Raw genomic sequence first — 25,602 nt, 5'->3', positions numbered from 1 at the left:
TATGCATCCACAAACCAAGGAGATCCATTATGGGTAAACTCAAGAGCTATCAGGAACAACTGCAGGACATCGTAGAGAAGGGTATCAATGCCGCAGAAGAGCAGCAGAAGAAGCTGTCTTCCAAGCCTTTTGAATACGCTGAAAAGCTGGAGTCAGAAGCACGCGAGTACAGCGTAAAGACCCTGCGTAGCCGTTACTATGGCTACAGTGAAAACCTGTTTGACCAGTTGCGTAATCTGAACAGCCGTTTCGGCAGCTTTGCCGCTGATCTGGTAGCCAAACTGGAAAAAGAAGCGGCGGAAGGTGCTGATGCAGTTTCCGACGCGGCGGATGAAGTGACCAGCGTCGCTCAGTCCACCAAGGCCACTGCTCAGGCCAAGAAGCCGGCTGCGCGCAAAACCACAGCCCGCAAGAGCACCAGCACTGCCAAGAAAGCTTCTGCCACTGCCTGATTCGCAGACGGAAGTTCGGTAAGCTAAAAAGGTCACCCGTTAAGGTGACCTTTTTTGTGCCCGGTCTGATCAGGGGAAGTCTGGCTGTTACTTCTCTGCCTCATCCGGGTCCAGCGGGAGGGTTCTTTCCTTCCCCGTTATTTCCTCAAGCCGTTCGATATCTTGTTCAAACTGTTCCCTCAAAGCCTTGATGTCGGCGTTTTGAGAGGTGATCTCCCGTTCGATATCCCGAATCTGTGCCTCTAGCCGCCTTAGCTTCTCAAGTGTGGCTTCCGGAATGTCGCGGCCGGAGCGTTCGAGGTCTGCTGCCCGGCTTTGCTCGCTGTCCAGCTGGCTGTCGATAACGGAAATATTGCCTTTTTTAAGCTGAGTCAGCCCCTGCAGTTCCCGGATTTTTCTGTGCATTGCACGCACAGCTTCGTCCGGGTGGCTGAAGCGCTCCAGCAGCTTGCGATCCTGTTCTAGTTGCCGTGCTTCCTCGGCCTTGCGCTTTTCTTCCGCCTCTCTGGCAGCTATTTCTTCTTCGGTGGGCTCGGGATCAATCGTCTCGATGACGCGCCCGTTTTTGCTGAGGATGTCGTAGCCTCTTCTGGAGGCTTCCTGGGGAATGGTGTTGCTGATGACAACCTGGCCGTTTTCATCCGTGTAACGGTACATCCTGGCTTCTGCAATGGTGGCCATCATCAATGCGGCCACGGCAGATACAGCGATTGAAAACCTGGTCAGACGGTTCATGGTGATGGACTGATGCTCCGCTAGAAACGAATTGTGTCAGCAAGAAGCATAACAAAAGCTGGGAGATAAACCATGCCCGGTTTCAGACGCCGTACTCATCCCGATAAGCAGCGACTTTTTGGGCATGTTCGTCGAAACCTGGCCTGCTTTTCAGGTAGTCAAGCACCTGGTTGAGCGTAATGATACTGACAACCGGGATGCCAAATTCCTTCTTCACTTCCTGTATCGCAGAGAGCTCGCCCGCGCCGCGTTCCTGCCGATCAAGGGCAATCAATACCCCGGCAGGAGTTGCGCCTGCGCCACGAATAATGTTGATGGATTCCCGGATAGCCGTGCCGGCAGTGATAACATCATCAACAATCAGTACCTTACCCTGTAGCGGGGCGCCGACAATAGTGCCGCCTTCACCGTGGTCCTTCTTCTCCTTGCGGTTAAAGGCAAAAGGCTTGTTCTCACCATCCGCTGCCAGTGCCATTGCGGTTACAGTCGCCAACGGTATGCCCTTATAGGCAGGGCCGAAAATAATGTCATAATCCAGCCCGCTGCGTTGCAGGGCTGCGGCATAGGCCTTGCTTAACTCAAGCAGGTCCTCCCCGGTGTTGAACAGTCCTGCGTTAAAAAAATAGGGGCTGGTGCGGCCGGATTTGAGTGTGAACTCGCCAAAACGAAGAACATTACGGCGAATGGCAAATTCAATAAACTGTTGCTGATAGTCGTACATGACAGGGCTTCTGGCGGGTGTGGATCTTTAATTAACGCGTAAAACCGGTATCATACACACAAACCGAATCAGGGAACACGTATGCGGGTAGTATCAATCAGCGTCAATGGCCTGGCCCAGGCTGTTGAAAAAGGTTTCTTTGAATGGCTGGCCAGGCAGGACGCTGACGTGGTCTGCGTTCAGGACCACCGCATGCGGGCCTACGAGATCGAGGACTACAACCTTATCCCGGAGGGCTACGAAGCCTATTTCATTGACGGCGAGCGGAATGAAGACGGTGGTGTCGGCATCTACACCCGCCACTTTCCCAAAGCTATCATGTATGGTTTCGCCAACGAGCAGGCCGACCGCGAGGGCCGCTTTATCCAGGCGGATTTTGACAAGGTGTCCGTTGCCTGTGTTCTCTCTCCATGCGCCCTTGGGCGGGAAGAGGAACTGATTGGTGATGACGACCTGACCGTGTTGGATCACAAGGACGACTTCATGGAAGCGTTCGGCCTCCATATGCAGAAAACCCTGCGCAAGCGCCGCCAGTTCATCTTCTGCGCCAACCTGCAGACAGCTCACCACGTGACCGACGCCAGCCCCCTGTATCACAAGCTGGATTTCTCCGGGTTTCTGCCCCATGAAAGGGCATGGCTGGACCGCCTGTTTGATGAAATGGGCTGTGTTGATGCATTCCGTGATATCAACAAGCAAAGCAATCAGTTCACCTGGTGGCCGGAGCAGGCCGAGGGTTCCCGCAAGAATGCCGGCATTCGTGTGGATTACCAGCTTCTGACACCGGGCATCCGAAAGACCATCAGCGATGGCTGGATCGATGACAGCACCCGGTTCTCCGATCACGCGCCGGTGGTTATGGACTACGACATCGAGATTGGCTTCTGATTTGACGCCTGTCAGAGGACTTGCTGGAAGTTAGCGTGTCCGGAAAAGAGATCCTCTCCGGACACGCGGAAAGGTTGCACCTTAGCTGGCTAGAGCTGCCTTCTGCGCCTCAAACAACTGCGAAATACCCAGCTTGGCCAGCTTTAACATGCCATCGAGCTCTTCCTGCTCAAATGGCGCACCCTCGGCCGTTCCCTGAATCTCAATGAACCCGCCCTGATCCGTCATGATCACGTTCATGTCCGTCTCGGCTTCGGAGTCTTCCGGGTAATCCAGATCCAGAACCGGGGTACCTTTGTAGACACCCACAGAAAATGCCGCCACCATTTGTTTCAGCGGCGACTTCTTCAACCGGCCTTCCTTGACCAGGTGGTTCAGTGCATCCACAAGCGCCACGCAGCCACCGGTAATAGCCGCTGTGCGGGTGCCGCCGTCAGCCTGGATAACATCACAGTCGATCGTAATCGAGTGCTCACCCAGGGCGCTCAGGTCCACCGCCGCACGCAGGGAGCGGCCGATCAGGCGCTGGATTTCCACGGTACGACCACCCTGTTTGCCGCGGGCGGCTTCCCGACCCATGCGGCTTCCGGTGGAGCGGGGCAGCATGCCGTATTCAGCGGTGATCCAGCCTTTGCCTTCGCCGCGAAGAAAAGGTGGAACCTTGTTTTCAATGGAGGCGGTGCAGATCACTTTGGTGTCACCGAACTCCACCAGTACGGAGCCTTCGGCGTGGCGGGTATAGTGACGCGTGATGCGAATATCTCTGGATTGTTCCGGCGTTCTTCCGCTCGGTCTCATAGTCATTCCTGGTATCAGTAGTGAGTGTCCGGGGAAATTGCCCGCCGGGTTAATGAATTAGCCAGGCGGGCCGTCAGTCCCGGTCGATTGCAGTATCGAAAGACGGGGGAGTATAACACGCAGTTCGGGGCGCCTGTTCGCTGTGTGGGCAGTGACCCTGCTAAACTGAAGTTTCTGCTACTTTGCAAACGCGGAGTCACCATGATCAGAAGTATGACGGCCTTTGCCCGCCAGGATACCCAGGAGGACTGGGGCACGCTTACCTGCGAGATTCGCACGGTCAACCATCGTTATCTGGAGCCGTCCTTCCGACTGCCGGAGGCCCTCCGGGAACTGGAGAACAGTTTCCGCGAACAGCTGCGCAAACAACTGTGCCGGGGCAAGGTGGATGTAGCCATTCGACTGCAGACAACGGAAAGCCTCTCCCGGGGTTTCGAAATCGATGAGGATGTGGCCCATGCCGTGAACGAGGCGGCGAATCACATCAACAAGATGCTTGATAACCCGGCGCACATCAGCGCCCTGGATATTCTCAGGTGGCCCGGTGTGCTTGCCTCCACCGAACAGGACTACGGCCCGGCCCGCAGAGCAGCAGGCGAGCTTTTCGAACGCACGGTCTGTGAGCTTGTAACGGTCCGGGAGCGGGAAGGCGAGCGTCTGCGGCCGCTGTTTGAGGACCGGCTGGGCACCATGGGTAAACTGGTCTCCGAGGTGCGCAAGCGCATGCCGGAATTAATCCGTGCCCAGGAGGAACACCTTAAAAATCGTTTCGAACAGGCGAAGGTGGAGATCGACCCAGATCGCATAGCCCAGGAAATGGTGATGCTGGCCCAGAAAAGCGACGTGGCCGAAGAGTTGGACCGGCTGGATGCCCAAATCACCGAAGTGTCGGAAACCCTTCAGAGTGACGATGCCATCGGTCGCCGCCTGGATTTTCTGATGCAGGAACTCAACCGTGAAGCCAATACGCTCAGTAGCAAAAGTATTGATGCCCGGGTAACCCGGGCCGCTGTCGATCTGAAGGTGCTCATCGAGCAGATGCGGGAGCAGGTGCAGAACCTGGAATAAAAACCGTATAATCCCGCCCTCGCCAGTATTGTGGTGGTGGGTTTTTCCCGCGCCAGCTGAAAATCAGTCAAGCTCCGGAGTTGTTTTCCCCATGAGCCACGAATCAGAACAAGGCACGCTGTATGTGATCTCCGCACCCTCGGGCGCCGGAAAAACCAGCCTGGTGGCAGGAATGCTGGAGCAGGATGAGAAAATCGGCGTTTCCGTGTCCCACACAACGCGGCCCATGCGGGTGGGGGAGCAGGACGGCATAAATTATCACTTCGTCAGCCGTGACGAATTCGAGGCCATGATTGCCCGGGGTGATTTTCTGGAGCACGCGGATGTTTTCGGGAATTACTACGGTACCTCTCAGGTCTGGGTGAACCAGACCCTGGCCAGAGGGAAGGATGTCATCCTGGAAATTGACTGGCAGGGGGCAGAGCAGGTACGCCGGCTGATGCCTGGCTGTGTCAGTATTTTCATTGTTCCGCCAACGCGGGAAGCACTGGAAGAACGCCTGACGGGTCGTGGTACTGATGCGCCTGAAGTGGTTGAGCGCCGCCTGAAGGAGGCGTCGGACGAATGCAGGCATGCCCTGGAGTTCGACTATCTGGTGGTCAACGACGATTTCGGGATCGCTCTTGAGGATCTATTGTCGATTGTCCGCAGTCAGCGGTTACGCATGCAGGTGCAGCAGGTGCGACATTCCGGATTGCTGGCCAGGCTTTCAGCTGAGTGAGCCGGATGCTTTGCCTGTATACAAATTGAACCAGAAAGACTAAACTACGCGGTCTGCTGAAATCAGTCATTATTGCTATTGTCGGGGAAGTTATGGCACGAGTTACCGTTGAAGATTGCCTTGAGCACGTTGATAACCGGTTCCAGCTGGTTATGCTGGCCACCAAACGCGCCCGCCAGATTGCAACCAAAGGCTTCGAGCCACTGGTTGCCGAAGAGAACGATAAGCCAACCGTTATTGCCCTGCGCGAAATTGCCGAAGGCAAGATCAGTCGTGATCTCCTCACCGAGGACGACGACGAGTAGGGTGCCTTGGCGGGAATATTTTTCTGTTAACCCGTCGCAAGCATTGAAATCTGGTACTGCGGTTTTATAGTGTATCTATAAGCATTACCGGACGTACGTCGGAAGGACCCGAATGCATGCATTCGGGTTTTTTTATCCCTGAAATTCAGTATCCCACGGAGGCGCGGTGTCGGCAGAGGCAACGGTTGATGTGCTGGCCAACGAGCTAAGTACCTATCTTGATACCAATCGCATCAATCAGGTGCGAAGAGCCTACTATTATGCCGAACAGGCCCATGAAGGGCAGATGCGCAAAAGCGGTGACCGTTACATAACCCACCCTCTGGCGGTTGCCCATATTCTTGCCGGCCTGAAGCTGGACCACCAGAGCCTGATGGCAGCCATGCTCCACGATGTCATTGAAGACACCGGTATTCCCAAGGATGCGCTGGCGGAGCAGTTTGGTGAAGACGTGGCAGAACTGGTGGACGGCGTCAGCAAGCTGACCCAGATTGAATTCCGCTCCCGTGCCGAGGCCCAGGCCGAGAACTTCCAGAAAATGACTCTGGCCATGGCGCGGGACATCCGTGTGATCCTGGTCAAACTCGCCGACCGCCTGCATAACATGCGCACTCTTGGCCCCATGCCCTATGAGAAACGCCAGCGCATCGCCAACGAAACGCTTGATATCTACGCGCCGATTGCCAACCGCCTGGGCATGCATTCGATCTGTACCGAGCTGGAAGACCTGGGATTTGCATCGCTGTATCCGATGCGCTCGAAGTACATTTCCAAGGCGGTCGCAAAACTGCGGGGCAGTCACCGGGAAATTATTGATGACATCCGGGGCAAACTGCAGGAGAAACTTGAAGAGCGCAGTCTGCCGGGACGGATCCTGGGCCGGGAAAAACATCTGAACAGCATCTACAACAAGATGAAGTTCAAGCAGAAGTCCTTTCATGAAATCATGGATGTGTACGCCTTCCGGATCATCACTGATACCGAAGATGACTGTTACCGCATCCTTGGTGCCGTGCACAGCCTCTACAAGCCACTGCCGGGGCGCTTCAAGGACTACATCGCCATGCCCAAGGCCAATGGCTACCAGTCGCTGCACACCACCCTCTTTGGCATGCATGTGAATATCGAAATCCAGATCCGCACCGAGGAGATGGAGCACATTGCCAACAATGGTATTGCGGCGCACTGGATGTACAAGAACGAACCTTCCAACGTGACCAGCGTTAATCAGTCACGGGTTGACCGCTGGGTAAAAGGTCTGATGGAAATGCGGGAACGGGCGGACGATTCGCTGGAATTCATCGAGCACGTAAAGGTGGATCTGTTCCCGGACGAAATCTATGTGTTCACGCCCAAAGGCAAGATCATGGAGTTGCCAAGCGGGGCTACTCCCGTGGACTTCGCCTATGCCATACACACCGATATTGGTAATGCCTGTGTGGCCTGTCGCATCAACCGTACGCTGGGCTCACTGAGCCAGCCTCTGCAAAGCGGCCAGACGGTGGAGATTATTACAGCGCCGGGAGCCCGGCCGAATCCTGCCTGGCTCAGTTTCGTGGTTACCGGCAAGGCACGCAGCAGCATCCGCCACGTATTGAAGAACCAGAAGCGGGCCGAGTCCCTGGAGCTTGGCAAAACGCTGCTCAAGAAGTCGCTCAAGGGCTTCGGAACGAGCCTTTCCAGGATCAGTGAGCACCAGGTTCAGGCTGTGGTCAATCATAACCAGGTGGACAGCTTCGACGACCTGATCAGCGATATTGGCCTGGGTAATCGCATGGCCTACCTGGTTGCCCGGCAACTGGTCAGTGGCAGCGTTGAGGGCGAAGAGTCGGATGTCGCATCGGCCCCTGTCATGGACAAATCCGACAACAGCCCGGTCACCATACGGGGCACTGAGGGCCTGTTGGTTCGCTTTGCCAGCTGTTGCAAACCAATCCCTGGGGACCCGGTGGTGGGCGTCATGGATTCCGGAAAGGGCATGGTGATCCATTCGGATACCTGCTCCAAGTTGCCGGAAGACGACGAGGGTCGGGCGCGTCTGACCCACCTGAAGTGGGCGAAAGACATTGCCAACGAGTTTTCCGTCGAGCTTCGGGTCGAGCTGGAACGCCAGCGCGGCGTGATTGCAGAGCTGGCCAACGCCGTGGCCATGGCAGATGGCAACATCGAACGCATCAACGTCGAAGAGCAGAATGCCAGGTTGGGTATTGTAAGCCTGGTGGTTCACGTGAACGGACGCAGGCACCTGGCCAGGGTAATGCGGCGGATCCGGAATATTCGTGCGGTCACCCATATAAACCGGGTGAGACACTGAAGCAATGAACAATCAACAGGCCCGAGCCGCGACCTTCCGCTTGTTGACAGGTTAGCGGCCCAGAGGTGAGGATTGGCGTTTTGAAACAGAGGGCTCCGAGGTCATGACCAATAAATCCGTAATCCAGACTGAAAGCGCACCGCAGGCTATTGGTACATACTCCCAGGCCGTCAAGGCTGGCGATACTGTCTATATCTCCGGGCAGATTCCACTGGTGCCGGAGACCATGGAGGTTGCAGCAGGCGACTTCGCCGCCAAGACCCGCCAGGTGTTCGAAAACCTCAAGGCTGTGTGCGAGGCCAGCGGTGGAGAGCTCAAGGACATCGTCAAGGTCAATATCTATATGACTGACCTGAGCAATTTTGCCACGGTGAACGAAATTATGGCCACCTATTTCCAGGAGCCATACCCGGCCCGTGCTGCCGTAGGCGTGGCCGCCCTGCCCAAGGGCGTTCCGGTAGAGATGGAAGCGGTGATGGTACTGAGCTGATTGCCTCTCCCGCGAATCGATGAGGCGGCCTCCTGCAGGCCGTCTTTTCTATTTGTGCCGGGCAATCATTTCCCGGTACCCCGCCCGGAAATCCGGATAGCGAAATTCGAACCCGGACTCCAGCAAACGTCGGTTACTGCAACGCTTGCTGCCTGCGCGGCCGCCTTTGCGAGCGTCCGGGGCGGGCGTTGCACACGGCACCTGCTCACGTACCCACGCCACCACTTCGTCCAATCTGACCGGTTCGCAATCGCTGGCGAGATAACACGTCTCCAGGGGGTTTCCTTCCAGCGCCCGGTTAACCAGGTGGCATACCACCGCCACGGCATCGGCTTCGTGTATCCGGTTGCTGAACGGGGCCGGGGAAGCCGGATCCATACGGCCATTGATGACCGCGTCCAGAAACTGTTGACGGGAAGGGCCGTAAATGCCGCTGAATCTTACAGCGGTTGCCGGGGCGCCACTGTCCAGTGCGCTCCGTTCGCCTTCCAGAACCGCCTGACCGCTGAACCGGGCCGGCTCCGTGGGGCTTGTCTCGTCAACCCAGGAGTCGTCGTTCTGGGAATAGACACTGCTGCTGCTGACAAAAACAAGGCGCTTGAGGGGCTTTGAGTCGAGCGCGGCGACCAGATTCTCGAGGCCATGGACGTAGGCGTTACGGTAGCCTTCCTCATCGTAGCTGGAGGGTGTCAGGCAGTAGATGACGATGTCGAGATTATCCGGTATCACTGATTCAACCTGTGTGCGGTCCAACAGATCTGCGCCAAGGGCATGAACCCCTTGTGGAATCCTGTCCGGATTGCGTCGTACACCAAAAACCTCGGCGTGGCGGGATAGTGTTTCTGCGATAGCGCCACCGAGTTTGCCGCAACCGGCGACCAGTATGCGCGGTCTTTGCTTGTGTTCAGTGATTGCCATAGGCAATATCAATCCTTATGCTTTGGCTAATAAATTAAAAGGGTGCTGCACAGCCCCCTGAGCTGGACGAGATATGACCGGAGCCCACCATGACTCTCACCGAGTTACGATACGTTGTTACCCTCGCACGGGAAAGGCATTTTGGCCGCGCGGCCGAACGTTGCCATGTCAGCCAGCCTACCCTGAGTGTGGCGGTCAAGAAGCTTGAAGACGAGCTGGGTATTCCCCTGTTTGAACGCAGCAAAAACAGCATCCGCGTTACCGAAACCGGCAAGCGGATTATTGAGCAGTCGCAGCGGGTTCTGGACCAGGTGGGGGTTATCCGCGACATGGCCCAGGATGGCAAGAATCAGCTTAACGCACCGCTGAAAGTCGGCGCGATCTATACCATCGGGCCCTACCTGTTTCCGCACCTCTTGCCTGAGTTGCGCCGTGCAGCGCCGGATATGCCTCTGTATATTGAGGAGAACTACACCGCCACCCTGCGCCAGAAACTCCGCCAGTCCGAACTGGATGCCATAATCATCGCGCTTCCATTTGAAGAGCCCGAAGTGGTGACTTTGCCGTTGTATGATGAGCCCTTTGTGGTGCTCCTGCCGGGCGACCATCCGCTGACCGAGCGGCAGAGCCTGACGGCGGAAGAGTTGGCCCAGGAGCAGCTGCTGTTGCTTGGCCCTGGCCACTGCTTCCGTGACCAGGTGCTGGAGTCCTGCCCTCCGCTGGTGGATGCAGTCACCCGCAATCCGAGCGCCAAAGCGCCGTCACTGGTTACCGAGGGCAGTTCCCTGGAAACCATTCGCCACATGGTGGCTTCCGGCCTTGGCATCACGGTATTGCCACTTTCCGCGGCGACCGCAATGCAATACGACGAGAGCATCCTGGCGGTACGGCCTTTCGCGGCACCGGTGCCTTTCCGAACGGTTGCCCTGGCCTGGCGGGTGACTTTCCCCCGTCCCAAGGCGATTGATGTTCTTTCCCTGGCAGCCAGCCAGTGCCGTGTCATCGAGAAAGCGAAGATTGAAACCCCCGCCGCCGCTGCAACCGCCTGAGTCCGGATATGACGTCACTGGAAGACATCCCGGTCACCACTCTGAAGGGCGTTGGTGGCGCCCTGGAGGAAAAGCTTGCAAAACTGGGCATCCGGTCGCTCCAGGACCTGTTGTTCCACCTGCCACATCGGTATGAGGATCGCACCCGTATTATTCCGATGGGGAACCTTCGTATCGGCGATGTTGGGGTGGTGGAAGGCGAGGTAATGAAGGCCGACCTGGTGATGGGGCGGCGACGCAGTCTGCAGGTTACCCTGAAAGATAACAGCGGGTTTCTGGTCATGCGGTTTTTCCATTTCAACGCAGCGCAGAAGAACCAGCTTACAGAGGGTGCGCGGGTACGTTGTTTTGGGGAGGTACGACCAGGGCGTGCCGGTTACGAGTTCTATCACCCGGAATATCAGGTGAATCCTCCACCTATGCCAGCCAGGGGCGAAGCAACCCTGACGCCGGTCTATCCCCTGACGGAAGGCATCCAGCAACCACGGGTGCGGAGCCTGTGCCAGCAGGCCCTGGGTTACCTGAAACGTTATCCGATCCGCGAATGGCTGCCAGCAGAGCTATTGGCAAACTATCAACTGCCCGGCATAACCGAGGCGGTAGAACTGGTGCATTCACCCCCAGCCAGCGCCCCGGTCCATTTGCTGGTAGAAGGCCGGCACCCGGCCCAGCAGCGCCTGGTGATGGAAGAGTTGCTCGCCCATCAGCTCAGCCTGCTGCAGGTTCGCCAGCAGGTTCAGGCGCGGGAAGCCTTGCCATTACTACCCACCGGTGATTTGCCGGAACGTTTTCTTGAACTTCTTCCGTTCAGGCTCACAGGTGCCCAGAAACATGTTATGAGCGAGATCCGCCAGGATCTGAGCCAGCCGGTTCCCATGTTGCGACTGGTTCAGGGCGATGTGGGTTCCGGTAAAACGGTGGTGGCCGCCCTGGCAGCGCTGCAAACGATTGGTGCCGGAGCACAGGTTGCCCTGATGGCGCCAACAGAAATACTGGCTGAACAGCATTACCAGAACTTTCAAAGCTGGCTGGCGCCCCTCGATATCCCCGTGGCATGGCTGTCCGGGAAGATCAAGGGGAAGGCGCGCAGGGACGCCCTGGAGGACATTGGTAGCGGTAATGCCTCCGTGGTCATCGGCACCCATGCATTGTTTCAGGAAGACGTTGTTTTCAGCCGGCTGGCGCTGGTGATCGTGGACGAGCAGCACCGCTTCGGGGTGCATCAGCGCCTGGCTCTGCGGGAGAAGGGTGTCGGCGGTACCCTGGTGCCACATCAGCTGATTATGACGGCAACGCCCATTCCCCGCACCCTGGCCATGAGTGCATACGCGGACCTGGATACATCGGTGATTGACGAGTTGCCACCCGGCCGCAAACCCATTGAAACCATCGCCATCCCCGACAGTCGCCGTGATGACGTGACTGATCGTGTCCGCAAAGCCTGCAGGGAAGGTCGTCAGGCCTACTGGGTATGCACGCTGATCGAGGAATCCGAGGCGTTGCAGTGCCAGGCGGCGGAAGTGACTGCCCAGGAGCTGGCGGAACGCCTGCCAGACCTGAAACTGGGACTTGTGCATGGCCGCATGAAGGCTGCCGAGAAAGCAGCGGTGATGGAGCAGTTCAAGAACGGGGAGCTGGATCTTCTGGTGGCCACAACAGTGATTGAGGTGGGTGTCGATGTCCCCAACGCCTCACTGATTATTATCGAGAACCCCGAGCGCCTGGGCCTGGCGCAGCTCCATCAGTTGCGTGGGAGGGTTGGCCGGGGTGAAGAGGCCAGCTTCTGTGTTCTGATGTATCACCCCCCTTTGTCACTGAATGGCAAGGCTCGACTGCAGGCGCTCCGGGAAAGTCAGGACGGCTTCGTGATTGCCGAGAAAGATCTGGAAATACGGGGGCCAGGGGAAGTGCTTGGTACGCGCCAGACCGGCATGATGCAGTTCCGCCTGGCGGATTTCGAGCGCGACAAGGGTTGGATTGTGCCTGTGCGGGAAATGGCGCCTGGCCTGATGAAACAACCGGCCGTGGTTAATGGTCTGATTCGCCGCTGGCTGGGTGAACGAATTCGCTATGGCGACGTATAACCGGGCCGGATTCGCGCCGGAAGCTGGCAGAAACTAGTCCGACGTCAAAGTTGGGTTGTTGTTTGTACCCTATACTGCACAATAACTCATGTGCCCCAAGCGGTACCGTCAATATTTTGGGAGAGACTTATGGAGCTACCTGTTGTAGTCCGGCAGGCACTGGGCGATTCTGCCGCCGGTGTTTCCCTGCGTGATGTGAGTCAGGCCAGAGATGACGAACTGTTGCGCATGGTGCTGCTCACAGACGAACAGGGAAATCTCCAGGCCATCTGTCGGCAGGGGGATCTGCTTGATATCAATGCCCTGAATAAAGAACTGGGCCGGGACCTGCGGGTGATGAAGCGTCGTGAACAGGCCCGTGCGCGGGAGCGGTCCGGGCTCACTGAACTGCCGGCGTTGCCGTCTCTGACTGGCTGGCCCACAGTGGTGGACGTCAGGGTTGATGCGCAAGCCCACGTCGCCCTTGTTCTGGGAGAGCAGAACCTTTGCATGGTTATGCCAGGCGATGAATTCAGGGCGATTACCGCCGCCGCCGACAGGCGGGCGTTTACGGTGTTGCCGGACTCCATCGCTGTAAACCTGAACAGCCCCGAACGGGATCGCGACCAGTTACATTCCGCTATCCGGCGATTTACCACCCTGCGCATCCAGCAGCGCCTGGAAGATACACTGGAACTGCCTCCGCTGCCTGAAACGGCCCAGCGGATCATTCACCTGCGGGTTAATCCCAATACGGTCATGGGCGATCTTGTGGACGTTGTGGAAAGTGATCCCAGCCTGGCGGCCCAGGTTGTCAGCTGGGCATCGTCGTCTTTCTACGCGGCTGCAGGGCAGGTGCGCTCGGTGCATGATGCCGTGTCGCGGATTCTGGGATTCGATCTGGTAATGAACCTGGCTATGGGACTTTCCCTGGGGCGTGCACTGAAGCAACCCCAGGATCACCCCGAAGGTTACGTGGACTACTGGCAGCAGGCTATCTGGCAAGCCCAGTCAGCCGGCATCCTGGCCAGTATGATGCCGCGCGGTGAGCGCCCGGTTTTCGGCCTGGCTTACCTGTCCGGACTGCTCCATAACTTCGGTTACCTGGTATTGGCCCAGGTGTTTCCGCCCCACTTCAAGCTGGTTTGCCGTGCCCTGGAAGCCAATCCCCATATGGACTCATCGCTGATCGAGCACTACCTGCTGGGCGTTACCCGCGAGCAGATTGCGGCAGAGCTGATGCAGAACTGGGGGATGCCGGACGAAGTCTGCCTTGCCATTCGCAACCAGAAAAATCCGGACTATGAGGGCCCCCATGCCGTTTACGCAAAACTGTTGTGGCTGGGACGGCAATTGCTGACCCGCCGTGGTGTTGCTCTCGGGGCGGGAGAGGCAGTGACTGCAGAATTCTATAAGTCACTCGGGCTTGATCCGCAGAGGGTTGAGGAACAGTTCGATGAACTCGTTCACAACAAGGACAGCATCATGGCCATGGCCGGGATGATGAACCAGTAACCACAAAAAAAGCCGGCCCTGAGGCCGGCAAGCTCACCCGCTTGTTGCAGATCAAACCAAACGTGTTCAGGAGATAACAATCAGAACCGTTGCAGGGTCGGTAATGGCAACGGTCTCTATTTAACTTAGCCAATATGGAAGGAAATAAAAGCTGGCCGGCTGGGGGTTTGGTGAATGAGCGGGGCGTCATATATCTGTAAAACGTGAAGAGGTTGATTTGTAAAGCTAATCATACCTCATGAGTCAAAATCCGTTTACAAAAAGTTACAAAAATGAATCCCTGGCTCCTCCGAGCCAATTTCGAACCGGTTTATCCAAACGGGTGGTGGCGGATAGCTGTCGCCGCACGGCGAATGGCATCGGCGTGTTCTTTCTCAACCGCAAGTCTTTCCCGATCCATCTTCTCTACAAATTTGCCCTCGGTTTCCTGCCGTGCCCGGTGGGTTGGCATGTGCTGGATCCGATCATGTACTTCCTGAAAAATCCGGAAAGGTGACTGTTCCAGCAATTCCGGAGCCACGTGATCCAGCAGCCCCTTGATGCGCAGGCAGGCCTCAGAGTATTCCACCTGGTCCTCCTCCACGGCCATTGCCAGCACCCGAATACTTTCCACCATGCTTTTCCTGCGCTCCTTCTGGAACGTTTCGGTTTTGGCCTGTCGTTTCCTCCCTTCCTGCAGTGCACGAGACTGGCGAAGGATAAACGCAACCAGCAAGGCGATGGCCAGAAGGCCGGCAATAATCAGTGTCCATTGAAGCCACGGGGGCATAGGTTTCTCCGTTCAGGGGTCAGGCCCGTTTGCGAGGGCGCTCCGAGCGCCACACTTTCACATCCACTGTCTGTCCATTAAGTACGGATGTGCCTACCAGCGGATCTGTTAGCTGGTCACTGATGACGTCATTGATACTGGCCCCGGCGTGTGCGACCGCGACTGACTGGCGGGTGCCTTCACGATGGTGGCCCCAGCCATGGGGTACGGAAACCACCCCGGCCATGATGTCGTCAGTGATTTCCACCGGTAAAACAATCTTGCCGGCAGAGGATGCAACCTCGGCCGCATCACCGGGCTGAAGCCCGCAACGGGAGGCATCCTGAGGATGCATCATCAGGGTACAGCGCTCTTTGCCTTTTACCAACCGCTGACTGTTGTGCATCCAGGAATTATTGCTGCGAACATGCCGACGCCCGATCAGCTTCAGGCCATCGGCGGAAGGGGCGGACAGCAGCGCATGCAGACGGTCCAGGTCCTGAAGATAGCGGCGTGGGGCCAGATTTATCTTGCCATCGCGGGTAAACAGCCGGCCAGGCATACACGGGCTAAGCGGCCCGAGGTCAACGCCGTTGGGCAGCTGTTTCAGGGTGCTGATCGAAAGCCCTTTGGGCAGGTCCTGCCAGTGTCGGTTCAACGGGCTGAGCTTCGCCAGGCCGCGCAGCGGGTGCCGCCCGGGGAGAATGTCCATCACCAGATCTATGGCTGGCTGAACCAGCCCGCGGACGCGGCCGATATCGGCACCATAGGGGCCGGCACGCAGCATCATGTCGAGTATCGGGTCGGGCCCGATCTGCTTGAACGCACGCCAGCCCATTTCAGCCCGCATCGGTAGTTGCCCGCCTTTTCGTTTTTTCTCAAGACGATGGGCCAGTTCCAGCAGAATCTGCCAGTCGTGGCGGGCATCTTTCCCGGCGTCGAACAGGGCGGGGCTGTACTTGGCGGTATTACGCACGGCGAACATGCTGAAAATCAGGTCGTAGTGGCTGCGTTCCAGGCCTGCAGTCGGTGGTAGGATGACATCCGCATGACGAGTGGTTTCGTTGAGGTAGTAATCCACGGAAACCATGAAGTCCAGGCCGCTGAAGGCCTCGTCAAGACGTCCGCCGTTGGGGCTCGACAGTACCGGGTTACCGGCCACCGTCACGAATGCTCGGATCTGGCCTTCGCCCTGAGTCAGTATTTCATCGGCAATGGTGCTGGAGGGGTATTCCCCGCCAAACTCGGGCAGTTTCTTCACCCGGCTGAAACGCTTGGCAAAATGTCCCTTCTGGCCGGCCATCCCTCCTAGCGCAATAAGATCAATTGCAGGCTGGGTGAACATCATGCCGCCGGTAGTGTCCAGCTTTCCTGTCAGGATATTCAGCACGTAAGCCAACCAGGTTGCGACGCCGCCGAAGGCCTGGGTGCTGGTGCCCATGCGGGTGTAGAGGGCGGCTCGTTGAGTTGTGGCCAGCTGGCGGACGAGATTGCGGATATCGGCTGCCGGCATGCCAGTCTGTTCTGTCACCGCTTCCGGTGTGAACCCGAGAGAAGCAAGCCGTATCAGATCCACATCCTTGGTAAACGGTTCTGCGTGGCCCAGATTTACCAGGTCTTCTTCGAAAAGGGTGTGCACCATCGCCATCAGCAGCAGTGCATCGGTGCCGGGGCGAATAAAATGAAACTCGTCGGCCAGCTTGCCGGTTTCAGTGCGGCGCGGATCCACCACGACCATTTTCCCGCCGCGGCCCTTCAGGGCTTTCAGCCGGCCGCGGAAGTCAGGCACTGTCATCAGGCTGCCGTTGGAAGCCATGGGGTTGGCGCCAATGCAGATAAACAGTTCGGTGCGGTCAATATCGGGGATGGGAAACAGGACCTGGTGTCCGAACATTTCCAGGCTCGCCAGCATATGGGGCAACTGGTCGTTGGAGGTAGCGGAAAAACGGTTCTGGGTGCCCAAAGCCCGCAGGAACGGCATTGTTGCCACCAGCGAACCGTGGTTGTGAACGTTGGGGTTGCCCAGGTATGCGCCAATGCTGTTGCGGCCGTGGTTCTTGCGCACACTGTGCAGGCGCTCTGCTACCAGGTCAAAGGCCTCCTCCCACTCCATCTCCTGCCAGCCTTCGGCGGTTTTGCGTACCGGTTTACGCAACCGTTCAGGGTCTTCATGAAGATCCTGCAGCGCTATCGCTTTGGGGCAGATATGACCACGGCTTAAAGGATCGTCTTCGTCGCCCTTGATGGAGGCGATATGGCCGTCCCTAACCTCTATTGCTACGCCGCACATGGCTTCGCACAGGTGACAGGTGCGATAGTGGGTGCCGTTTTCCATGGGTCTCTCCAAACAGGTTTTTATTGTCTTGATCTGAGTATGGCCAAGCGGGGACGGTGTTCCGAAACACGCTATAAATACATCCCTGTACGCTCGGGCTCCGCCATCCATGGCTCCGCACGGTTTCGGAACACCGTCCCCGCCTGGCCCCGGACTTCGGAGTTGGTTTCAACAGGCAACCAGATTAGCAGGAAATTCAGACGAGGGGGAAACCGGTTTTCTGGCTCGTCAGGCCACAAAAAAGGCCAGCCCGAAGGCTGGCCATAAGTAGCGGAGCCTGAAGTTAGTACTCTGCCGGGATTTCCTTGATTGGGTTTGAGATGAAGTTGAGGTACAGGCCATTTGCCGGGATTGCCAAGGGGATGAAGACGGCGCCGTCTTCGTCCGCTGCGGGTGGGTTAAACAAATCTTCGCAAGCTCCCAGGTCAAAACCAAGGAAGCCGATCAGGCAGGTGCCCAGATCGAGGGCTCCGTCCAATACCTCGCTCTCCGTGGTGACTAGAACATTGATCTCCGGGCTCTCAACGTTGCGTTGTTCGATTTGCATTCGGCCGTCATCAAAGAAGCTTATCGGGCCTTCCAGTTTCAGCGTGAAGGGATAGCTGAAGAGGTTATGGCGTAAAACGTCGCCCAAAGGCAATGCAAGATTGGGTGCGTCCAGCGTCAGGTCTGCCTCGGTTTTGAACACTGGCCGGCCATCATCTCCCTCTACAATGATTCCACGAATCAAGCTGTTTCGAGTGCAGTTTTCCTCGCAGTCCGCGTCGTCCTTGGCGTATCGCATGCGTAGAATCTGTGGCCCTGTGACTTGTGGATCTTCGGGAGATAGAAGAAAGTCGGTCAGCCCGTTCCCGTCGTCCAGATATACCTCTATGGAGGTGGTCGCAAGCAGAGTCGGATATAAAAGTACTCGCACGCCCTCTTTGCCCGTTTCTGGGTCAACTGCAGGGCCGATCACTTCGGTATTTAATCCGTAGGTCTGGTAGATGAACTTTTTCTCTGGGCAATCAGCCCCCGCTGTTTGACAACCGACACGCGCTTCACTGTTGTCGCTGCCAAGCACTCTCGGGTCTCGTGCTGGGTTAATCTCAAGCCTTGCAGCATTTGCCGAAGGCAGGAAGCCACCCTCGCCATCATCTGCGTGCTTAAATGGCTCCAGGCAGTCAATGCCCCCCAGCGTTCCGCAATCCACCACGTAATTGGAGTTGGTGTCGCGAATAGGCAGATTGCGCAGCGGTGTAAACACCGACTGGTTCGCAGGTGCGCCCTTGAAGTAAATGGTCATGGACGGGCCGCCGGGCGCCTCGGTGGGATCTACCAAAAGATTGGTTTCCAGAGGAAGGCCGTTTTCTCCGCAGATGGCACCCGGATCACAAGTTCCGGAGCTGGACGAGGCTAGCGTGTACCGGTAGTGAGTGCCTTCTTCCCAGGGAGTGTTCGGATAGAAGCGGATGCGCTGGTTACTCTTCTCGAGCCTCCCCAAAACGATTTCGCCGTCGCCCACCGTTGTGGCGGGATCTGAAACCTTCTCTACGATGACGGTATCTGCGTTTATGGTGCTCAGATCCATGGACTGGGAAAAGACCACGGTGATCGGCCGGTCTGTTGGCAGCGTGGTAATGGGTAACTCGTCTGGCGTTTGGCCTGCCGGGTAGTCGAGGTTTCCGCCGGAGGTGTTAACCGCATCCTGACAGACGCCATGGGAGCCGGCACTCAAGTCGACGTCGGTGGTCACACAAGGGTAGCCGGGGTAGGTGGTCAGTGCCAGTGGTGACCTCTGGGGGACTGAGTCGTCTCCTACATCCGGTAGGGCGAAGGTCAGGTCCTGAGGCATGGTGCCATTGCCTGCCAGGTCTGTCAGTGCATTGCTGATTTGCACCGTGTAATTAACTCCGTGCTTCAGCCCGCCTTCTGGGTTCAGCACCAGGGCAGTCCCGTCCAGCTTGGCTTTGAGTGTACCCTCGCCCGTGGTCAGCGGGGTGCCACCTTCATACAGGACGATGCCTTCGGCAATTGTTGCGCCGGCCAGCGGCTCATCGAAGTTCAGTATTACCGGGTCGCCCGGGCGCTGCATATCCTGGCGGGTATCGGGCAGGGCGTCTTCGGGCCCCGGCATCCAGCTCACCAGTTGCGGGCCGGTGGTGTCCGCCAGTTCCTCATCGCGCTGGTCTGCGGCGTTGAGGGCGGATGTGGAATCCGTCGCTGCTTCGATGCGAAAGGCGATGGTGGAGTCGGTGAATTCCTGGCCCAGAAGGTTGGGTTCAACCATGCCGATGGCGTCGATGGTCAGCACGCCGTCTTCTACGATGGCGATACCGGTAAGCTCCACGCCGAGCAGGTCCTGTGACAGGGAGGCGTTTGGCTGTGCCTCTTCCGTGTTCATGGAAACGTCCATGAACAGTTTGACGTGGCGCGGGGCGTTCATGTCATCGGTGTACGGGTTGGGCATCAGGTACCCGGTTGCATCAGACAGCATGGTGACCTTGATGTTGCCGGTCTGCTGCATCTCACCGGTGGCCGGGTCAATGACGGGCACGCTACCGTTAATCTTCACATCCAGGCTGGTACTGTTCAGCACACTGCCTTTGGGAACACGCAGGGGCAGGGGCTCATCGGCTTCGAAAGCGGGCGCATAGGCCAGCTCTGCAAACAGACCGCCGGTTTGTTGTGAAGGCCCGGCTATGCCTTGCAGAACCGAGTTCAGGGTGACGCCGTTGATGATCTGGCCGTTGAGACGCGAGCGGCGGGCGCTGTCGTCGTCCTGGCCGGCGTTCAACCCGGAATCGATGACTTCCTGGAAGAGCACAACCGTTGGACTGGTATCCCGTGGGGTTATTTCTTCACTGAACTCAGCCAGTGTATCGCCATTGATGCCTGGTAAGTTCCTGACCGAAACCGTATAGGTCTCACCGGAGTTCAGAACGTCGTCTTCACGGCCGCAACGTTCGGGGCTCTCGGCCAGGCAAGGATCGATGGTGATGTAGCGGCCATTGACCAGCACGGTGGCCGGGACGGCTTCACCGTCACTGTCTGTGAGCTCGATAACCCCGCCGCGCTCCTTCCACTCGGGATGCACTGCCTGTGTCAGACGCAGCCGGAAGGTGGAGAAGTTCATTGGCTTGAAGGTATTGCCCGGGGATGGAATCATCTCGGTTACGGTGAATCTGGAGTCGAGGTTATCCAGTGCAGCGATACCGCTGAGGGCTCCACGTGTGGTGAACTGGATGCCCTCGGCACCAATGGCGTTGGGTGTGCTGATACGTCGGTTGCCTTCCGCCTCAAGATCGTCGCTGAACTCGATGGTGTATTCGGTGCCAGGGCGAAGTTTTTTGTTCGGCGAGATCTTCAGGCTTCGTCCCTGATCGACGCTCTCCGTTGAGAACGCAATATCTTCATCGCCATCAGTAAGGCGTATTTTGCCGTTCAGGTCGTTGTCACTGAGCGCATTGGAAAACCGCAGCACCAGGTCGGCCTTCGGGCTGACCTCGCTCTGTCCGTCAGCCGGGTAGGAATAGACAACCGAACCCGGTGTGGCGGGCTCGTTAACGGACTGTTTATCACCCCCGCAGGCTGCAAGCAGCATTGCGGGTATCAGTGCCAGTGTTTTGTTATATTTCATGGCAAACCTCTCCTCAGAACTTCAGGGTGATGGAGCCGCTGATTACATGAATATCACCGTCGGCGGTTGCTTCCTGCTCGTTGCCGTCAAAGTCAACGATGGTGAAATCCCTTTCCTGCAACTGCTGGTACTGGTAACCAATATCCAGGCGCACCGGGTAGGCCAGCAGGCGGGTGCGCTCGTAGGTAGCGCTGATGCCCAGTCCCGCCACAATCTTGTCCGTATCCAGATAGTTCAGCTCTGGGTTGCGTGTGGTTTTAAGGGGAGATTCTTCGTAGGCCAGGCCGCCTCGTAGAGCGAAGTTGCGGCTGAGCTGATACTCGGCGCCTATGCGCGGAACCAGTATGTCGTCGAAGCCGATGCGGTTCCCGGCGCTGACACTCTCCTGATCCTTGATGGTGTCGCGCGCGAACTCGTCTTCCAGTTCCGACCAGTTCTGCTGCTCGATGCTGCCGCCGACACGCCAGCCATCGCCCTTGTACTGGGTGCCAATCGCTATGGTTTCCGGCTGGAAGGAATCAATGGTGGCAACCGCGAGACTCAGGCCCGGATCCGGAATGGTCTGGGTGACAATGATGTTGGAGTCAACCGACGTGGAAGCAGAGGACTTGGTACGGTACGTCAGCGCAGACTCCCATCCGTCCAGGAAGCAGTTGCTTTCCGGGCAGAAGGTATCGCCCCACTTGATGGTGGTGCCGAGAATGGATTTGAGGGACGGTTCTGCGTTAACTGCCAGGCGCTCGCGGCTGGTTTCCCCGCCAAGCGTGGAGACGGCGTCCAGTTGCGCGGCCGCCTCCAGAGTTACCCGGACTGAGAACCCACCCGAAATGCCGCGCCAGAGCGGGGTGGCACCGCCAATGTTCAGAAACAGTGGTTCCTTGCCGTACTGGAGATATTGACCGGTTTCAGACGTTTCGGAAGAGAAGGCCAGCATCTCTTTGCCATATTTCTCAACACCGGCAATAAAGCCCAGGTAAATCGGATGCTTGAAACGGGTCAGGGAGGCAAGGTTGGTTTTCATGCCGATCAGCACATGCTGGCTCGGTGAATCCGAGACGATATCGCCGTCGGCATCAGAGCGGCTGGACCGCAACTCCTGCTCGGCGTGGAGTATGCCGCCAGTGAGTTCGCCGCGCTCGTCGCTGGTCAGGTAGGACGGGTTGTAATAGGTAGCCGATACCTGTTCGTTGAACATCGACAGAGACTGGGCGGTAGCAACATCCACCGGCATGACGCCATAGGTGGTGCCCAGATTGCCCATGCTGGCGTGGGCATTGAGTGATAAGCCGGCAGAGGCGGCTGCCACGGCGAGTGTCATCGCACGCAGGGAAAAGCGGGAGGTCGGGACCATGAAACACACTCCATTCATTTGTCTTGTTATTGACCTTCGCCGTGCACCCGTGGTGGGTGTCAGGGCTGATTACCGTTCTTGGTACGTTTGTTCGAAAAGCAGTGTAGTGTTCTTGTCTTATCGGGACGTTGGCTTTTTTGACAGCTTTGGATGTCGGAATGACCACTGGCCAGTGAAAGATGGTTTAAAAATGACGGAATTACAGAGTCTTATCAGGCCGGAAAGTGTTTTTTTCTGTTACGGAGAGTTGTGAACTGTTGCGGGTTTTTGGGTGCAGGCAAAAAAATAACCCCTCAGAGAGGGGTTATTAAAAGCGTAAAAATTTCTGACAGCGTCGGGGCTATTGGTTTGCCTTGCGCTTCCGGGAATAGGCTAAACCCAACAATCCCAGGCCCAGAAGTCCAATTGTGCCTGGCTCCGGAACCTCGACTGCGGAGGCGCCCCATATAGATATATGGGAAATGGCGCCAGGGCCATTACTCCAGAAGTTGCTGAATACAAGGTCTTCCTGCCCATTCCACAGAGCGCTGATATCGTAGAAGTAGTAGCGAGGGTCGATATTTCCATCCTTCACGGCCACGTAGCACTCACCACACACAATATAGTCTGTATCAACCACCCAGGATAATGTGCCTCCTGAGGGTTCACCGTCATCAAGGGACCAGCTCATGTTGTACGAGCCAGTAAAACTGCCCTCTTCGACGCCACCATCGTAGTCGTTTTTGTACAGCAGTGCGTCGTTGCCGACGAACGACGTTCCGAACAGGTCATTTATGCAGTCAGGCTCACAGTTGCTGGGGCCATACGGGCCAGCAACATTATTGCCATCATAATCCGCGTTGCCCGGTTCCAGTATCAATGCGTGTGACGCCGCTGAGGCCATCATGAAAGCGGTAGTGACAAACGCGGTCTTAAGTAACTTGCTGAGTTCCATTGTTTGTGATCTCCATCTTGCAGCCAAGCAAGGAGCACGCCCGAAATTCAGGGGCCGGGACTGGTGTTGGCTGTACACGCCAGGTCGTTATGAGGAAACAGCAAGTACTGTTCCAGTACTGAAAAATCTTTTTGAATCATTCGCTAAGTGGAAGTGGTCGAGCCTCGAGTGTAAATTAATCAGACACCCGAGAACTCGCTTATAGTCGGTTCTGGCCCTCAATGTTTACTGGCTGGTCAGCACCGACAACACTCTTTGCGCGTGTTCGGCGGTTTCACTGCCAAGACTTGTCAGGTATCCGCCGTCCTTTTGCGTGATCAAACCCTTGGAGTGAAGGCGCTCAGCGGCTGCAACCATTTCCGGCGCTGCCGAGTGCTGGTGGACCTTGAGGCCTTCCTGGGCGGAAGACAGGTCGAACATGGCAAGCAGATTGAGTTCATCAATGTGGTGGGAAGAGAAGGGCATAGTGCTTTCCTTGTGTTATTTTTAACGGACTTACACTAGTTGTATACGAAGCCAAAGTATTCGGCAACAAACACCACACCACCGCGATGGAGACAGGGATGTACACCCTTCATATTGCCAACAAGAATTACTCGTCCTGGTCGTTACGGCCCTGGGTCCTTATGAAGGAACTGGGCATTGAATTCACCGAACAGCTGATCGTCTTTGGGGACGAATCCTCGTGGCAGGCGTTTCGGCGCCAAAGCCCGAGTGGCAAGGTTCCTTGCCTGGTCGACCAGGGCACGATGGTCTGGGACTCCCTGGCAATCGTAGAGTATCTGGCCGAACACCATGATGGTATCTGGCCCACGAGTGCCAGGGCTCGAACCTGGGCCCGCTGTGCTGCAGCTGAAATGCACTCCGGCTTTCAGCTGTTGCGGGATATCTGCAGCATGAACGTGGGCCTGCGTATCCGCATGAATACCATTAGCGAGAGTCTGCAAAAGGATATCAACCGAATTGACAGTCTCTGGCGCGATGGCCTGCAGCAGTTTGGTGGCCCCTTCCTGGCTGGCGAGCATTTTACCGCCGTGGACGCCTTCTTCGCCCCCGTGGTCTTCCGGGTACGTACTTACGGGCTGGAATTGAGCAATGAGCCTGCCGCCTATGTGCAGAGGGTTCTGGGATTGAGCAGCATGCAGCGGTGGGAGGAGGAAGCGCTGGCAGAACCCTGGCGGGATACCGCCCACGAGGACGTGGCGTTCACCGTTGGAACCCTGCTCGCAGACCATCGACAATAATGACGTGTGTTGAACGAACAGAGGAAAAACCAGGCATGATCAGTTGGGAAGACTTTGAAAACGTAGAGCTGCGAATCGGCACCATCATCGAAGTGGCAGAATTTCCGGAAGCCCGCCGACCGGCTTACAAACTGAAAGTCGATTTTGGTCCGGAGGTTGGCGTCCGTAAATCCAGTGCGCAGATCACCGATCTTTACGACACCGAGTCGCTCGTGGGCAGGCAGGTGCTCGCCGTGACCAACTTTCCGCCGAAACAGATCGGCCCCTTCATGTCGGAGTGCCTGGTCACCGGGATCAAGACGGAGGAAGGTGCGATAACACTGGTGAGTGCCGATCACAAGGTGAGCAATGGGCAGCGGCTCATTTGAGTATCGGGTGAGTAGTGAGCTAACCTTTCACCCATATGCCCAGTGAGATAAAGAAAATTCACTGTATGCAGTTAGTGGTTGTGAACATAGCCGCCCCTATACCTAAAACAAATACTTTCCGCCCTCCGGCGATGTTAATTTTTTGCTACGGCCTACTGACCCTGTGTTAGGTCGACTCAGACTTGGAAAAATCTGGCTCCGACGCGTGCTGTTTCAGTGGATAAACCGCATATTCTTTGGCGTCGTCAGAGGGTGTGGGCCACTCCAATTCGGAGTGGGGGCTAACTTGGTTATTGAGCGTCCGCGACGCTTCGAGCTTCTCTCGGGCGGCCGCCAGCGACAACAACTCGTTTGCGTTCAGACACTCGTGTCGTAGCCGCCTACTCAAGGATTCCAGGGTCGCATTGGCAGTGGGCTCCCCCTGGTGTGAGAAATCGAGTTTGGTCTTCTGCCCATATGTCCTGCGGTAGGTGTCTTTGCCGACGACCTCCGAACCTTTGTCTTTCTTGAGGACGCCTGGTTTATTTGAGCTATCCATAGAATATACATGTGCTACTATTATACATGTTGTAAGTGTCTACGTAATTGTGTACTGCCTGAAACTTTAAGCAGTGATTGGGCTCATGTTAAGCGACCGAGATTGCCCAAGTATGACTGAGTTCGGAAAAGAGCTAATAAGAGGTTGTCCATGGCCCAGCTTAATTTCTTCGCATTTTGCGTAATTATCTACTCGTGTCTCGTTTACCCTTTGCTTTTGGTTTTCTTTTCCAAATGTTTTGGAAGGCATAGCCGCATAGTTTTTGACTGTGAACGTTGTGAATATACTCCTGAATCAGTGACTTCAATCGGCTAAAACTGCGCTTAAAGCCTGCAATAACAGAGCCTTAAGCGATATAATGGCACCTGACATCCATTCACCCAGTCAGTGCATTTGGCTCATGCGTACTTTCACTCTCCAGCAATCCC

General features: G+C 56.7%; 23 protein-coding genes. 12 read left to right on the top strand and 11 right to left on the bottom strand.

From position 1 onward, the window contains the following. Positions 1–29 precede the first annotated feature (29 nt). Positions 30–452 carry a hypothetical protein gene (locus tag ABJM11_RS16800; protein ID WP_348293694.1) on the top strand — a complete coding sequence of 141 codons (423 nt, stop codon included), beginning with the start codon at positions 30–32 and terminating at the stop codon, positions 450–452. 87 nt (positions 453–539) lie between these two features. Here ABJM11_RS16800 and ABJM11_RS16795 read toward each other — a convergent pair whose 3' ends face one another. Both ABJM11_RS16795 and pyrE read right to left on the bottom strand, forming a co-directional pair. Then, positions 540–1,187 carry a DUF4124 domain-containing protein gene (locus ABJM11_RS16795; protein ID WP_348293693.1) on the bottom strand — a complete coding sequence of 216 codons (648 nt, stop codon included), beginning with the start codon at positions 1,185–1,187 and terminating at the stop codon, positions 540–542. A gap of 82 nt (positions 1,188–1,269) precedes the next feature. After that, positions 1,270–1,908, bottom strand: coding sequence for an orotate phosphoribosyltransferase (pyrE, locus tag ABJM11_RS16790; protein ID WP_348293691.1), 639 nt, complete (start codon positions 1,906–1,908; stop codon positions 1,270–1,272). 81 nt (positions 1,909–1,989) lie between these two features. Here pyrE and ABJM11_RS16785 point away from each other — a divergent pair, with 81 nt between their 5' ends. Continuing rightward, positions 1,990–2,796, top strand: coding sequence for an exodeoxyribonuclease III (locus tag ABJM11_RS16785; RefSeq protein WP_348293690.1), 807 nt, complete (start codon positions 1,990–1,992; stop codon positions 2,794–2,796). A gap of 81 nt (positions 2,797–2,877) precedes the next feature. Here ABJM11_RS16785 and rph read toward each other — a convergent pair whose 3' ends face one another. Further along, entirely contained in the window at positions 2,878–3,594 is a 717-nt protein-coding gene (gene rph, locus ABJM11_RS16780) for a ribonuclease PH (protein ID WP_348293688.1), read from the bottom strand. A gap of 201 nt (positions 3,595–3,795) precedes the next feature. On the opposite strand from rph, the gene ABJM11_RS16775 reads away from it, so the two are divergent. The 5 genes from ABJM11_RS16775 (at position 3,796) to ABJM11_RS16755 (ending at position 8,492) form a co-directional block, all read left to right on the top strand. Then, the gene (locus tag ABJM11_RS16775; protein ID WP_348293686.1) at positions 3,796–4,662 is read left to right on the top strand and encodes a YicC/YloC family endoribonuclease; all 867 of its coding nucleotides are present in this window, start codon (positions 3,796–3,798) and stop codon (positions 4,660–4,662) included. Positions 4,663–4,753: 91 nt separating this feature from the next. After that, the gene (gmk, locus tag ABJM11_RS16770; protein ID WP_348293684.1) at positions 4,754–5,383 is read left to right on the top strand and encodes a guanylate kinase; all 630 of its coding nucleotides are present in this window, start codon (positions 4,754–4,756) and stop codon (positions 5,381–5,383) included. 92 nt (positions 5,384–5,475) lie between these two features. Continuing rightward, on the top strand, positions 5,476–5,688 hold the full coding sequence (gene rpoZ, locus ABJM11_RS16765) for a DNA-directed RNA polymerase subunit omega (RefSeq protein ID WP_036203173.1): 213 nt from the start codon (positions 5,476–5,478) through the stop codon (positions 5,686–5,688). A gap of 166 nt (positions 5,689–5,854) precedes the next feature. Beyond that, positions 5,855–8,002, top strand: a complete 2,148-nt coding sequence (locus ABJM11_RS16760) for a RelA/SpoT family protein (RefSeq protein ID WP_348293681.1) — start codon at positions 5,855–5,857, stop codon at positions 8,000–8,002. Positions 8,003–8,105: 103 nt separating this feature from the next. After that, the gene (locus ABJM11_RS16755) at positions 8,106–8,492 is read left to right on the top strand and encodes a RidA family protein (protein ID WP_348293679.1); all 387 of its coding nucleotides are present in this window, start codon (positions 8,106–8,108) and stop codon (positions 8,490–8,492) included. A gap of 48 nt (positions 8,493–8,540) precedes the next feature. On the opposite strand, the gene ABJM11_RS16750 is transcribed toward ABJM11_RS16755, so the two are convergent. Beyond that, positions 8,541–9,410 carry an NAD-dependent epimerase/dehydratase family protein gene (locus ABJM11_RS16750; RefSeq protein WP_348293677.1) on the bottom strand — a complete coding sequence of 290 codons (870 nt, stop codon included), beginning with the start codon at positions 9,408–9,410 and terminating at the stop codon, positions 8,541–8,543. 89 nt (positions 9,411–9,499) lie between these two features. Between ABJM11_RS16750 and ABJM11_RS16745 the strand changes: the two genes are divergently transcribed. From ABJM11_RS16745 to ABJM11_RS16735, 3 genes are all read left to right on the top strand, one after another. Further along, positions 9,500–10,459, top strand: a complete 960-nt coding sequence (locus tag ABJM11_RS16745) for a hydrogen peroxide-inducible genes activator (RefSeq protein WP_348293675.1) — start codon at positions 9,500–9,502, stop codon at positions 10,457–10,459. An 8-nt stretch (positions 10,460–10,467) separates the two neighbouring features. Further along, positions 10,468–12,543 carry an ATP-dependent DNA helicase RecG gene (gene recG, locus ABJM11_RS16740; protein WP_348293673.1) on the top strand — a complete coding sequence of 692 codons (2,076 nt, stop codon included), beginning with the start codon at positions 10,468–10,470 and terminating at the stop codon, positions 12,541–12,543. Positions 12,544–12,672: 129 nt separating this feature from the next. Continuing rightward, positions 12,673–14,037 carry an HDOD domain-containing protein gene (locus tag ABJM11_RS16735; RefSeq protein WP_348293671.1) on the top strand — a complete coding sequence of 455 codons (1,365 nt, stop codon included), beginning with the start codon at positions 12,673–12,675 and terminating at the stop codon, positions 14,035–14,037. Between the two features lie 310 nt (positions 14,038–14,347). On the opposite strand, the gene ABJM11_RS16730 is transcribed toward ABJM11_RS16735, so the two are convergent. The 6 genes from ABJM11_RS16730 to ABJM11_RS16705 form a co-directional block, all read right to left on the bottom strand. Then, positions 14,348–14,806 (bottom strand): DUF2489 domain-containing protein, encoded by a 459-nt coding sequence (locus ABJM11_RS16730; RefSeq protein ID WP_348293669.1) that lies wholly within the window; start codon positions 14,804–14,806, stop codon positions 14,348–14,350. A gap of 19 nt (positions 14,807–14,825) precedes the next feature. After that, complete coding sequence (locus tag ABJM11_RS16725; RefSeq protein WP_348293667.1) at positions 14,826–17,120, bottom strand: molybdopterin-dependent oxidoreductase; 2,295 nt, start codon at positions 17,118–17,120, stop codon at positions 14,826–14,828. 283 nt (positions 17,121–17,403) lie between these two features. Beyond that, positions 17,404–20,739, bottom strand: coding sequence for an Ig-like domain-containing protein (locus ABJM11_RS16720; protein ID WP_348293665.1), 3,336 nt, complete (start codon positions 20,737–20,739; stop codon positions 17,404–17,406). A gap of 13 nt (positions 20,740–20,752) precedes the next feature. Then, positions 20,753–22,090, bottom strand: a complete 1,338-nt coding sequence (aupA, locus tag ABJM11_RS16715; protein ID WP_348293663.1) for an alkane uptake protein AupA — start codon at positions 22,088–22,090, stop codon at positions 20,753–20,755. Positions 22,091–22,430: 340 nt separating this feature from the next. Then, positions 22,431–23,024: a PEP-CTERM sorting domain-containing protein gene (locus tag ABJM11_RS16710; protein ID WP_348293661.1), complete on the bottom strand. Its 594-nt coding sequence runs from the start codon at positions 23,022–23,024 to the stop codon at positions 22,431–22,433. Between the two features lie 225 nt (positions 23,025–23,249). Next, positions 23,250–23,489, bottom strand: a complete 240-nt coding sequence (locus ABJM11_RS16705; protein ID WP_348293658.1) for a TIGR02647 family protein — start codon at positions 23,487–23,489, stop codon at positions 23,250–23,252. Between the two features lie 98 nt (positions 23,490–23,587). Between ABJM11_RS16705 and ABJM11_RS16700 the strand changes: the two genes are divergently transcribed. Next, a complete protein-coding gene (locus ABJM11_RS16700) occupies positions 23,588–24,268 on the top strand; it encodes a glutathione S-transferase family protein (protein ID WP_348293656.1) in 681 nt (226 codons plus the stop codon). 35 nt (positions 24,269–24,303) lie between these two features. Then, positions 24,304–24,636, top strand: a complete 333-nt coding sequence (locus tag ABJM11_RS16695; RefSeq protein WP_348293654.1) for a tRNA-binding protein — start codon at positions 24,304–24,306, stop codon at positions 24,634–24,636. A gap of 166 nt (positions 24,637–24,802) precedes the next feature. Here the strand turns inward: ABJM11_RS16695 and ABJM11_RS22545 are convergent, their stop codons facing one another. Next, the gene (locus ABJM11_RS22545) at positions 24,803–25,174 is read right to left on the bottom strand and encodes an integrase core domain-containing protein (RefSeq protein WP_407070008.1); all 372 of its coding nucleotides are present in this window, start codon (positions 25,172–25,174) and stop codon (positions 24,803–24,805) included. Between the last annotated feature and the right edge of the window lie 428 nt (positions 25,175–25,602).

Origin of the sequence: Marinobacter sp. (genome assembly GCF_039977835.1) — a bacterium.
In the GTDB taxonomy this organism is placed as follows: Bacteria; Pseudomonadota; Gammaproteobacteria; order Pseudomonadales; family Oleiphilaceae; genus Marinobacter.
Note: the sequence above shows the minus strand (reverse complement) of the source record. Positions and strands in the feature narration are given on the sequence as shown.